This window comes from Sphingopyxis sp. C-1 (assembly GCF_001047015.1).
Lineage (GTDB): Bacteria > Pseudomonadota > Alphaproteobacteria > Sphingomonadales > Sphingomonadaceae > Sphingopyxis.
Window position 1 is genome coordinate 2,165,409 of record NZ_BBRO01000001.1, and the last position, 11,450, is coordinate 2,176,858.

An 11,450-nucleotide genomic window follows, 5' to 3' on the forward strand; every position below is an offset into this window, starting at 1 on the left:
CCATGACCGAAACCGCACGCCCCATCATCCAGATCCAGAATGTCTCGAAACGCTTCGGCAAGGTGACCGCGGTCGACAATGTCAGCCTCGATATCAATGCGGGCGAATTCTTCGTCCTGCTCGGCCCGTCGGGTTGCGGCAAGACGACATTGCTGCGGATGATCGCCGGATTCGAGCTGCCGACCGAAGGGCGCATCCTGATCGATGGTCAGGACATGGCGGGCATCCCACCGAACAAGCGCCCGGTGAACATGGTGTTCCAGAGCTACGCCGTCTTTCCGCACATGAGTGTTGCCGACAATGTTGCTTATGGTCTCAAGATCGCGGGGGTAAAGGGCGGCGAGATCAAGGACCGCGTCGCTGAGGCGCTCGAACTGGTCAAGCTCGGCGGCTTTGAGACGCGCATGCCTGACCAGATGTCGGGCGGACAAAGGCAACGTGTCGCGCTCGCGCGCAGCCTTGTGATGCGGCCCAAGGTATTGCTGCTCGACGAACCGCTGTCGGCCCTCGACGCAAAGCTGCGCGCACAGATGCAGTTCGAGCTCAGCGAATTGCAGGAAAAGGTCGGCATCACCTTTGTCACGGTGACGCACGATCAGGACGAGGCGCTATCGATGGCGTGCCGCATCGCGGTGATCAACAAGGGTGAGGTGTCGCAACTCGCGACGCCGTCCGACCTCTACGAATATCCTGCAAACCGCTTCGTTGCCGATTTCGTGGGATCGGTAAATATCTTCGAAGGCAAGCTGACCCTCGATCAACCCGACAAGGCGGCGGTCGATTGTCCGGGCCTTGGCAAGGTATACCTCAACCACGGCGTCACCGGCCCGCATGGCGCCGATGTCTGGGTCGCGCTGCGCCCCGAGAAAATCTATCTTCACGTCCCGGGCGAAGGCAAGGCGGTCAAGGCGGCGGCGCAGGATGCCCCCGACGGATACAATTTCGCGCGCGGCAAGATCAAGGGCATGTCCTATCTCGGCGATATCACCCTGTTCGAGATCGAGCTGGAAACCGGCGCGCGCATCCGCGTCTCGCGCCCCAATCTGTCGCGCCACGATCAGGAAGATTTCACCTGGGACGACAAGGTCAGCATGCACTGGCGCGCCGATAGCCCGGTGGTGCTGCTGGGGTAACCTCCCCAAGCAGTCATTGCGAGCGAAGCGAAGCAATCCAGTACGGATTACGCCGCTCTGGATTGCTTCGCTTCGCTCGCAATGATGAAATTAATGGGCCGCCTTCTTCCCCGGCAGCAGGTGCAGCACACCGACGATCACGCCGCCGAGCAACAATCCGAACACGCCCGCGCCGCCGGCATTGATCAGCCACTCCCACACACCCGCGCCCGGCAGGCCGCCAGCGACGCTATGCGCGAAATCATGCAGTCCGTGCCCGATACTGCCGATATGATATTCGTCGAGCCCGTGAAGGAAAATCTGTCCGCCGACCCACAGCATTGCAGCGGTCCCGATCAGTGCCAGCGCCGACAACAGCTTTGGCATGAACGCAACCAGTCCGCGTCCGACCGCGCGGCGGGCGCTGTTGCCCTCCTTCGCCATGTGCAGCCCGATGTCGTCCATCTTCACGATCAGTCCGACGACGCCGTAAACCGCAATGGTGATCGCGACGGCGACGACCGCGAGCGTCGCGGCGCGCATCGCAAAATGCTCGTCGAGCACTTCGTTGAGCGCGATCACCATGATTTCGGCGGACAAGATGAAGTCGGTGCGCACAGCGCCCTTCACCATCGCCTCTTCATGATCCTTGTCCGCGACGATCTCGGCGTCTTCGGCGAGGCTCGTCTTGTCCTTCTGCAACGCGTGGAGAACCTTCTCCGCCCCCTCGAAGCAGAGATAGGCGCCGCCGATCATCAACAGCGGCGTGATCGCCCATTGTGCGACCGCCGACAGCAAAAGCAGCGCAGGCAGGATCAGCACCAGCTTGTTGAAGATCGACCCCTTGGTGATCCGCCAGATGATCGGTAGTTCGCGATCCGGGGTAAAGCCGGTGACATAGCGCGGCGTCACGGCGGTATCGTCGACGACGACCCCCGCCGCCTTGACCCCGGCCTTCGACGCTGCGGCGCCGATATCGTCGATGCTCGCGGCGGCGACCTTGGCGATCGTCGCAATATCGTCGAGCAGGGCAAAAAGGCCGGAGGGCATAGGGGTTTGGTCTTTCCTGTTTAGAGCGCTTGGAGCTTTGGCATCACCTCATCGAGCGATTTGCGGATGATGGCAACCATCTCGTCAATCTGTTCGGTGGTGATGATTAGCGGCGGGCACATAACCAGGCTGTCGCGGATGCCACGCACCATCAGGCCGTTCGCGATGCACGCATCACGCGCCATCGGTCCTGCCGTCCCTTCCGCACCGCCGAAGCGTGCACGCGTTTCCTTGTCAGCGACGATCTCGACCGCGCCGAGCAGTCCGACCGAGCGCGTCTCACCGACGAGCGGATGATCGTTCAGCGTCGCCAAAGCCTTGGCGAGATGCGGGCCGGTGATGCTACCGGTGCGTTCGACCAGCCCTTCACGTTCGATGATCTCGATATTCTTGAGCGCGACCGCAGCCGCGACGGGGTGGCCCGAATAGGTGAAGCCATGGACGAAATCGCCGCCGGTCTTGAGCACCTCCACGACATGCGCCGCAACCGCGGTCGCCGAAATCGGGAGATAGCCCGACGACAGCCCCTTCGCCATCGGCATTAGGTCGGGAGTGAAGCCCATCGTCTCGTGGCCCCACATCTTGCCGGTGCGCCCGAACCCGCAAATCACCTCGTCGGCGACAATGAGCAGGCCATATTTCCGCGCAACCGCCTCAACCTTGGGCCAATAGCCCTTGGGCGGGATGATGACACCTCCAGCACCCTGAACCGGCTCGCCGATAAAGGCGGCACAATTTTCCGGCCCGACCTCAAGGATCTTGTCCTCGATCGCCTGAACGCAGGCGTCGCAGAACTCCTCCTCGGTCATCCCCTGCCCTTCGCCGAAGCTATAGGGCTGGCGCACATGTTCGACGCCGGGGATCGGCAAATCACCCTGCGCGTGCATCGCCTTCATGCCCCCAAGCGACACGCCCGCGACGGTCGAGCCATGATAGGCGTTCCAGCGGCTGATGAAGACGGTACGATTGGGTTCGCCCTTCAGCTTCCAATAGTGGCGCACCATGCGGAAAACCGTATCATTGGCTTCACTGCCAGACGCGTTGAAGAAGATGTGCGGCAGACGGTTGCCGGTGAGCGAGGCGATCTTCGCCGCGAGGGTCACCGTCGGCGGCGTCGCGGTCTTGAAGAAGGTATTGTAAAAAGGCAGCTCGCGCATCTGCGCTGCCGCTGCCTCGACCAGTTCCTCGCGGCCATAGCCTATGTTGACGCACCAGAGGCCCGCCATGCCGTCAAGGATGCGGTGGCCGTCGCCGTCGTGGATATAGCAGCCCTCGGCATGGGTGATGATGCGGCTGCCACCAAGCTTTTCGATTTCGGCCCAGTCGGCCTGAGCGGGCAAATGGTGCGCGACGTCGAGGCGGCGCAGTTCGGCGATGTCGTGATTGCGGGGCATTCTAAAACTCCTGATTGTCTGGAAACGGAAGGAAACCGGATCCGGAGAATCAGGGCGAAAAGCAGAGCCGCGCGAGATAGCGGTCGTAACGGGTGACGCGGCGGTTCACAGCGCGCCCCGCAATGCCTGACCGAGCAGGCGAAAATAGGTCTGGCTTTGTTCATTGCCGTCGACCGCCCATTCGGGATGCCATTGAACGGCAAGCAGGGGCGCGCCGTTCGGCCGCGCGCTGAACGCCTCGACCAGGCCGTCAGGCGCGCGCGCCTCGATGGACAGACCGTCTGCGAGGCGACCGACGCCCTGATAGTGCACCGAATTCACGTCGAGCGACGCCGCACCATAGGCCGACGCGAGCATTCCGCCCTCGACAAGGTCGACATGATGGCGATGATCGAACATCGCGTCGAACAGCGTGCCGTCGGGCGTATGATGCCGCAGCAATTCGCCGTTCGTCGCCGTGTCGCGGCGCAGCGTCCCGCCGAGCGCGACATTGATATCCTGAAACCCGCGGCAGATGCCGAACAGCGGGCGCTGTGCCGCGATGACCGCTTCGACCAGATCACGCATCATGCGGTCGCGATCAGGATCGAACGGCCCTTCGCCCGCATCCTCCTCGCCATAACGCGCCGGTTCGACGTTCGAAGGCGACCCGGTGAGCAAAACGCCGTCCAGCCGCCCGACGATTTCATCGGCGCGCATATAATCCGGCAGCGAAGGGATCAGCAGCGCGGCGCAGTCGGCATGGCGCATCGCCGCCTTGGCATAGCGGTTCATTACCGCCTGCGCATATTCGGCGCCGACCTGCCGGTTGCAGGCAATGATGCCGAGGACGGGACGGGCGGACACTTGGCGCGAAATCCTTCAGGAAGCGATGATTCCTTGCTGCCGATTTTCTCGGCTGGATGCCAGCGATATTTGCGTCAGCCGTGCTGGCGGGCAAAAGCCGCAGCCGCGCCGAACAGACCGGGCTGCGGATGCGTGATCAACTTGACCGGCAGCGCCGACATAAAGCCCTCAAACCGCCCCTTTTCGATAAAGCGTTCCGGAAAACCCGAACGTACCAGGCTGTCGCGAATGCGCAGACCAAGCCCGCCCGCTATAACGACGCCGCTCGCGCCCTGTGCCAACGCAAGATCGCCCGATACGCTGCCCAGCGACAAGCAGAAACGATCGACCGCCGCGGCGGCAAGGCTATCATCGCCGCTCAGCGCATTGGTCCAGATCGCTTTGTCGTCGAGCCGCGGGATCGCGCGGCCTTCGAGCGCGGCGAGCGTTTCATAGATATCGACGATGCCGGGCCCCGACACGATCCGCTCGATCGACACGCGGCGATGGCGTTTGCGCAGCCGCGCAAGGATCGCGTCCTCGATGCTGTCGAGCGGCGCGAAGTCGATATGCCCGCCCTCGGTGGCCTGAACCCGGTAACTCGCGCCATCACGCCAGATGTGTGCGACGCCTAGGCCAGTCCCTGGGCCGATGACGCTGATCGTGCCGCTTTCGGGCAAGGGTTCGTCGGGGCCCGTCAGGCGTTCGAAATAGCGCGTATCGGCTTGTGCGACCGCATGCCCCACCGCCTCGAAATCATTGACCAGGACGTAGCGATCGACGTCCAGCTTCTCGTTCACCAGCGCGGGGCGGATGATCCACGGGTTGTTGGTGAAGCGTATGATGTCGCCGCGCGTCGGCCCGGCAATTGCGATGGCGACCGCGCGCGGCAGAACGCCGCCCTGCTGACGCCCGAAATCCTGCCAGGCGGTCTGAAAGCTTGCATGATCCTTGGTGTGCAGCGTCGTGGCCTCTCCAAGCGACAGGACACGGCCGCCTTCGATCTCGGCGATCGCAAAGCGCGCATGTGTGCCGCCGATGTCCACGGTGACGATCTGTTCGCTCATGACTCTCCCTTGCCGGTCCAGCATGCCGGTCCATACCTTGGAATGTCGCATGGGCGGGAGCGATGCAACAAGGCATAGCTATGCGCGCGCCCTTGCCCTTTCCGCTTCGCGCGTGTAGTTGCGATTCATTCGCAATAGAGAGGTCTTCCGATGCCCGACACCCCGCCCCTCCCGACGCATGACTGGAACGGCGATAGCGGAATGCGCTGGGCCGCCAATCTGGCGCGGCTCGATCTGATGCTGGAAGATTTCGGCAATGCCGCGCTCGCTGCCGCCAATGCGCAACCCGGCGAACATATTCTCGACATCGGCTGCGGTTCGGGCACATCGACCTTTCCGCTGGCGGAAAAAGCAGGAACCGACGGGCATGTCCTCGGCGTCGACATCTCGCAGCAGCTTGTCGAGATAGCACGCGCCGCGTCTCCTGCGGGAGCACCCGTCGAATTTCGCTGCGCCGACGCCGCCACCGCGCCGCTGCCCGCGGCAGGTTTCGACCTCCTCTTCTCGCGCTTCGGCGTAATGTTCTTCGACGATCCTGTCGCAGCGTTCACACATATGCGAGGCGCGCTGAAACCGGGCGGAAGGCTCGCCTTCGTCTGCTGGCGCGGTGCGCAGGAGAATGACTGGGTGCGCCTGCCGATGGCGGCGATCCGCGACATCGTGGAACCCGCGCCGACCGACCCGAATGCCCCCGGTCCCTTTGCCTTTGGCGACCGGCAGAGGGTCGCCGATATCCTTGCTGCGGCAGGCTTTGCCGCGATCGATGTTGCGCCGTTCGATACGACCCTCGCCTATGGCCGCGGCGCGACGCGCGAGGGCGCGATCGACGATGCGCTCGACATGGCGTTTCAGGTTGGTCCGTTGTCGCGCGCGCTGGCCGATCAGCCCGACGACATTCGCGCCCGCGCGGCGGATGCCGTCCGCGCGGCCTTCGCCAAACGTCCCGGCGAAACATCGGTTCAAATCGATGGCGCCGCGTGGATCGTGACCGCGCATAACTGAAGGCCAGCCGTCAGAGCATTTTTTTCCAAGGCTGCGCCGACACCGTTCCGTCTTGTGGTTGTCGCCGGGAAGACATTCCGGCCCCCGATCACAAGAGGAACCCGATGCGCAAGACCCTGCTGGCCTCCACCTGTCTGGCCACCCTTCTTTCGACCGCCGCTCATGCCGAAACGACGATCAGCACCGCCACCACGGCACCGGTGCGGACGTCGACGATCAAGTCGGGTGCGGCCGACGACATCAAGATCGTCGCGGCAGGCTCGATCAAGCCGACGGTTACCGGTCCCGCAGTCACCATCGACAGCAACCACAAGGTCGTCAACGAAGGCACGATCGAGTTCAGCAACGTCGATGGCGCCACGGGCATTCTGGCGAACGCCGGCACGACGGGCGGCATCACCAACAGCGCGAGCGGCAAGATCACCATCGGCGAGACCTATGCCCCGACCGACATCGACAATGACGGCGACCTTGACGGTGCTTTCGCGATCGGCAGCAACCGCGTCGGCATCGCGACCGCCGGTGCCTTCTCGGGCAATATCGTCAACTCCGGCGCCATCTCGATCGAGGGCAATAATTCCGCCGGTATTCGCCTCGGCGGTCCGCTGACGGGCAATTTCATCAACAACGGCACGATCGCCGTTGTCGGCGACCGCGCGCTTGGCGTGGGCCTGCAAGACGTTACCGGCAATGTCCGCCTCGCCGGAACGATCGGCGTACAGGGCGTTGACGCGATCGGCGCCCGGCTTGCCGGCAATGTCACCGGCTCGCTGGTCGTCCAGGGCAATCTTACCTCGACCGGTTATCGCTTCACGACGCCGCCCGCCGACCCTTCGAAGCTCGACGCCGACGATTTGCTCGTCGGCGGTAACGCGCTATCGGTCGAAGGCAATGTGACGGGCGGAATCATCCTCGCTGTCGCACCGAAGGACACGAAGCCCGACGACAAGGATGAAGACAAGGACGGCATCGACGACGACAAGGAAGGCAACGCCGTTGTGCGCTCCTTCGGTTCGGCCGCCGCAATTCGTATCGGTTCGGCCGACCGCGCGGTCACGATCGGCGCGGTCCCCGGAACCGGCACCGGTCTCGGCTTCATCATCGACGGCGCAGTACTCGGCAACGGCCTCTATGCCGGCAAGGACGGCAACGCGATCCAGATCGGCGGCCTCGGCGGCGCGGTGACGATCGCGGGCGGCATCGGCATCGGCTCCACCGGCAGCGTCACCGCGCTGTCGAAGGACACCGCTGCAACCGCGATCCGCATCGGTAGCGGCGCGACGACGCCCGAAATCCGCAACGCGGGCAAGATCGAAGCCACGACCGGCGGCAATGCGGCGGGCGCGGTCGCAACCGCAGTTCTGGTCGAGGCCGGCGGCGACGTTCCGCTGATCCGAAATAGCGGTTCGATCACGGCGAAGACCGGCGGCGACAATGGCACGGCACGCGCCATCGTCGATCTGTCGGGCAAGGTTGGCACGGTCGAAAACAGCGGCACGATCAGCGCGACGGGTGCGCTCGCCACGTCGGATCGCAACATCGCAATCGATCTTTCGGCGAACAACAATGGCGCGACCGTCAAGCAGACCGCGGTTGCCGCAGGTATCGCCGCACCCAGCATCGTTGGCGACGTTCGCTTCGGCAGCGGCAACGACGTTTTCGACATCGCCGACGGTTCGGTGAAGGGCAACAGCTTTTTCGGAGCCGGCAACAACAAGCTCGCGCTGTCGGGTGATGCTACCTACGCCGGCAACGCCCGCTTTGGCGCCGGCAACGATACGATGACGCTCGCCGGAACCTCGAAGTTCACGGGCCTCGCAGACTTTGGCGGCGGCACCGATGCGCTGACAATCGGCGGCACCTCGATGTTCTCCGGTACGCTCGCCAATTCCCAGGGGCTTGCAGTTTCGGTCGCGGGCGGCACCTTCGACGTCGGCGGCGCCGCGACGATTTCGTCGCTCGCCATTACCGACAAGGGTACGCTCGGCGTCATGCTCGACACCGGCACGACGGGCACCAACCTTCAGGTCAGCGGCAACGCCAGCTTCGGCGCCGAATCGAAGCTCGCGCTCAAGCTGTCGAGCATCGAAAAGGCGGAGGGCCAGCATATTGTTCTTACCGCCGGTTCGCTGACCGGGGCGAACAACCTGACCGCATCGCAGACGTTAATGCCCTTCCTGTACAAGGGTACGTTGACCTCGAACGCCACGCAGTTGATCGTCGACGTGTCGCGCAAGAGCACGACCGAACTCGGGCTCAATCGCTCCGAAGCCGGCGCGTTCGACGCGGTTCTTGACGCCGTGGTCGCCGATAAGAAGGTCGAAGGCGTCTTCCTCGGCATCACCGACGGTGAGCAGTTCCACAACCAGCTCGGCCAGATGCTTCCCGAACATGAAGGCGGCGTCTTCGAAACCGTCACCTCGGGCTCGCGCGCACTGTCGCGCTATCTGCAGGACCCCAATGCGCCGTACCAGGACGAAGGCAAATGGGGCTATTGGGTCAACCAGGCGGTGTGGGGCACGTCGAAGGGCGTCGGCAACACCGCAAGCTATGACGTCAGCGGCTGGGGCATCTCGGGCGGCGCCGAAATCAAGACCAATCTGGGTAACTTCGGTGGCTCGATCGCGTTTCTCAATGGCAAGGACGGCAACGGCAGCAACGCCAACGAAGTCAGCACCAGCCAGTTCGAAGGCGCGCTGCATTGGCGCCTGCGCTCCGACGGCTTCATGGCGAACGCCCGCGTTTCGGGTGCGCCGGTCAGCCTGAAAGGTACGCGCATCTTCCGCGCCGAAGCCGGCGCCGAGGACATCGAAAAGACGATGAAGGGCAAGTGGGACGCCACCCTGTGGTCGGCCTCAGGATCGGTTGCCTATGACACCCGCGTCGGCGGCCTGAGCTTCCGCCCGATGGTCGCCGTCGACTACTTCAAGCTGAAGGAAGACGGCTATCAGGAAACCGGCGGCGGCGACGCGCTCGACCTTAAGGTGTTGGGCCGCGACAGCGACGAACTTGCTGTGTCGGGCACGGTCGCCATCGGTCTCGATTTCGGCGGGGCGGACGAATATGACGGCTGGACGCGCTTCGAACTCGAAGGTGGCCGCCGCCAGATCGTCAGCGGCACGCTGGGCGCGACGACGGCGTCGTTCAAGAACGGCACGCCCTTCACTCTTGTTCCTGATGATCGCACGAGCGGCTGGGTCGGCCGGTTCCGTGGCATCGCCGGCAATTCGGCCTTTCAGGTCGCTGGCGAAGTGTCCGCGGAAGAACAGCAAAGCCACATCGGCTGGGCGTTCCGTGCGAGTCTGCGGGTCGGCCTCTAGCCCCCCGGCCGGCCCCGCCCGCAAGGGGGAAGCGTAACCCCTACCCACGCTTCCCCCTTGCCTTGGGATAAAGAAACAAAGAAACAGATGCTTGTACAGTCCGCCCTCTCTTTCCAGGCACCGCAGTTGCGCGGCGGATCATGGACGCTATATGACACGGTCATCAGGGGGACGTATGGCGCAAGGCAGAATGGCGCTTACCGACAGAAGATGGCGTTCCAAAGCAAGCAACCCGAAATGACCGAGCCGCGTGACCGAACCGACGCCGTCCAGGGCATCGAAGGCGTATTGCTCGCCAACCGGGACAGGATCGTCCGCTTTCTGGAACTTCGCGGTGCCGGGGACGGCGCCGAGGACCTGTTTCAGGATCTGTGGATGCGGCTCACCGACCGGAAGACCGGCCCCATCGCCGACCCCCTGCCCTATGTCATGCGCGCCGCGAACAATCTGATGCTCGACCGATATCGCTCGGCGCGTCAGAGCGACCTGCGCGACAAGGCCTGGGGAGAGGCTTCTGCCGTGCAAAGTCCCTCGACCGAGGCGTCGCTGATCTCGCGCGAGCAGCTCACGCTCGTCGAGGCGGCCATCACCGCCACCGGCGATCGACCCGCCCGCATCTTCCGCCGTTTCCGCGTCGACGGCCATAATCAACGCGACATCGCCAGTGAAATGGGGGTCAGCCTGAGCACCGTCGAAGCCGATCTGCGTAAGGTTTATGCGGCGCTTGCCGTAATACGGAGGCAGTTCGATGCAAGCTGACACGAACGCCGAAGCACGCGCGATCGAATGGCTGATCCGCCAACGCGACCCCCTGTTCGATGACTGGGACGGCTTTGCCGACTGGCTTGCCGAGAATCCCGCGCACAACGCGATCTACGAGAGCATCGCGAGTCTCGACCGCGATCTCGACGCCCTGCCCGCTGCGCCCCCGGCTTCGGTCGTGATCGTACCCGACGCGCCGCGTCGTCCGTCGCGGCGTGCCTGGTTCGGCGGCGCGATGGCGGCAGCACTCGTCGGCGCGGTCAGCCTGTCGAGCCTCAATCCGTTCGGGAACGAGAACCGGATCGAGACTGCGGCGGGCGAACATCGCACGATCGCACTAGACGACGGTTCAAGGATCGAGATCAATGGCGCATCGGTGGTCGAGATCGACAAGGACCGCCCGCGCTTTGCCCGGCTGGAATCGGGCGAAGCCATGTTCCATGTGGTCCACCGCGACAATGATCCGTTCGTGGTCGAAACGGGTGATGCCCGGATCGTCGACCTCGGGACCGCCTTCAACGTCGTGCGGCGCGATCGTCAGACATCGGTCGCGGTGTCCGAAGGCATCGTCCTCTATAACCCCGATCGCGACAAGGTCCGGCTGGTCGCTGGCAAGGGTATCGAGGCGCGCGACGGCGACCGCCAGCCGCCGGTTGTTCGGGATGTCGATGTCGCCAGCATCGGCGGTTGGCGCAGCGGGCTGCTCGTTTACAATGGCACCCCGCTCGCGGTCGTCGCCGAAGATCTGAAACGCACCGCCGGCATGCAGGTGAGCATCGCACCCGAGGCGGCCGACCTGTCGTTCCGCGGCGCGCTGATCATCGACAAGAACCGGAGCCGCACGATCGCCGACCTCGCCGCTTTGTCGGGTACACGGGCCGAGCGGCAGGGCGAAGGCTGGATATTGACCCGCTGACC

9 protein-coding genes are annotated in these 11,450 nt (G+C 64.0%); 5 read left to right on the forward strand and 4 right to left on the reverse strand.

Annotated features, from left to right (window positions below; genetic code table 11):
* Positions 1 to 2: 2 nt before the first annotated feature.
* The gene (locus SC1_RS10190) at positions 3 to 1,133 is read left to right on the forward strand and encodes an ABC transporter ATP-binding protein (protein WP_062180958.1); all 1,131 of its coding nucleotides are present in this window, start codon (positions 3 to 5) and stop codon (positions 1,131 to 1,133) included.
* Between the two features lie 90 nt (positions 1,134 to 1,223).
* On the opposite strand, the gene SC1_RS10195 is transcribed toward SC1_RS10190, so the two are convergent.
* The 4 genes from SC1_RS10195 to SC1_RS10210 all read right to left on the reverse strand — a co-directional run bounded on the left by SC1_RS10195 (position 1,224) and on the right by SC1_RS10210 (position 5,448).
* On the reverse strand, positions 1,224 to 2,162 hold the full coding sequence (locus tag SC1_RS10195) for a DUF808 domain-containing protein (RefSeq protein WP_062180961.1): 939 nt from the start codon (positions 2,160 to 2,162) through the stop codon (positions 1,224 to 1,226).
* A gap of 20 nt (positions 2,163 to 2,182) precedes the next feature.
* Positions 2,183 to 3,556 (reverse strand): aspartate aminotransferase family protein, encoded by a 1,374-nt coding sequence (locus tag SC1_RS10200; RefSeq protein WP_062180964.1) that lies wholly within the window; start codon positions 3,554 to 3,556, stop codon positions 2,183 to 2,185.
* A gap of 105 nt (positions 3,557 to 3,661) precedes the next feature.
* On the reverse strand, positions 3,662 to 4,402 hold the full coding sequence (locus tag SC1_RS10205; RefSeq protein ID WP_062180967.1) for a gamma-glutamyl-gamma-aminobutyrate hydrolase family protein: 741 nt from the start codon (positions 4,400 to 4,402) through the stop codon (positions 3,662 to 3,664).
* Positions 4,403 to 4,476: 74 nt separating this feature from the next.
* Positions 4,477 to 5,448 (reverse strand): glucokinase, encoded by a 972-nt coding sequence (locus SC1_RS10210; RefSeq protein ID WP_062180970.1) that lies wholly within the window; start codon positions 5,446 to 5,448, stop codon positions 4,477 to 4,479.
* A gap of 150 nt (positions 5,449 to 5,598) precedes the next feature.
* On the opposite strand from SC1_RS10210, the gene SC1_RS10215 reads away from it, so the two are divergent.
* The 4 genes from SC1_RS10215 to SC1_RS10230 all read left to right on the forward strand — a co-directional run bounded on the left by SC1_RS10215 (position 5,599) and on the right by SC1_RS10230 (position 11,448).
* Positions 5,599 to 6,450 carry a class I SAM-dependent methyltransferase gene (locus SC1_RS10215; protein ID WP_062180973.1) on the forward strand — a complete coding sequence of 284 codons (852 nt, stop codon included), beginning with the start codon at positions 5,599 to 5,601 and terminating at the stop codon, positions 6,448 to 6,450.
* A 104-nt stretch (positions 6,451 to 6,554) separates the two neighbouring features.
* Positions 6,555 to 9,770: an autotransporter outer membrane beta-barrel domain-containing protein gene (locus SC1_RS10220; RefSeq protein WP_062180976.1), complete on the forward strand. Its 3,216-nt coding sequence runs from the start codon at positions 6,555 to 6,557 to the stop codon at positions 9,768 to 9,770.
* A gap of 237 nt (positions 9,771 to 10,007) precedes the next feature.
* Positions 10,008 to 10,529, forward strand: a complete 522-nt coding sequence (locus SC1_RS10225; RefSeq protein WP_062183922.1) for an RNA polymerase sigma factor — start codon at positions 10,008 to 10,010, stop codon at positions 10,527 to 10,529.
* Positions 10,519 to 11,448 (forward strand): FecR domain-containing protein, encoded by a 930-nt coding sequence (locus tag SC1_RS10230; protein WP_062180979.1) that lies wholly within the window; start codon positions 10,519 to 10,521, stop codon positions 11,446 to 11,448. Before SC1_RS10225 ends, SC1_RS10230 begins: the two co-directional genes overlap by 11 nt.
* Positions 11,449 to 11,450 lie beyond the last annotated feature (2 nt).

Excerpts from the sequence above, each read along its gene's own strand:
- SC1_RS10190 (WP_062180958.1), top strand. The coding sequence starts at position 3 with ATGACCGAAACCGCACGCCCCATCATCCAGATCCAGAATGTCTCGAAA.
- SC1_RS10195 (WP_062180961.1), bottom strand. The coding sequence starts at position 2,162 with ATGCCCTCCGGCCTTTTTGCCCTGCTCGACGATATTGCGACGATCGCC.
- SC1_RS10200 (WP_062180964.1), bottom strand. The coding sequence starts at position 3,556 with ATGCCCCGCAATCACGACATCGCCGAACTGCGCCGCCTCGACGTCGCG.
- SC1_RS10210 (WP_062180970.1), bottom strand. The coding sequence starts at position 5,448 with ATGAGCGAACAGATCGTCACCGTGGACATCGGCGGCACACATGCGCGC.
- SC1_RS10215 (WP_062180973.1), top strand. The coding sequence starts at position 5,599 with ATGCCCGACACCCCGCCCCTCCCGACGCATGACTGGAACGGCGATAGC.
- SC1_RS10220 (WP_062180976.1), top strand. The coding sequence starts at position 6,555 with ATGCGCAAGACCCTGCTGGCCTCCACCTGTCTGGCCACCCTTCTTTCG.
- SC1_RS10225 (WP_062183922.1), top strand. The coding sequence starts at position 10,008 with ATGACCGAGCCGCGTGACCGAACCGACGCCGTCCAGGGCATCGAAGGC.
- SC1_RS10230 (WP_062180979.1), top strand. The coding sequence starts at position 10,519 with ATGCAAGCTGACACGAACGCCGAAGCACGCGCGATCGAATGGCTGATC.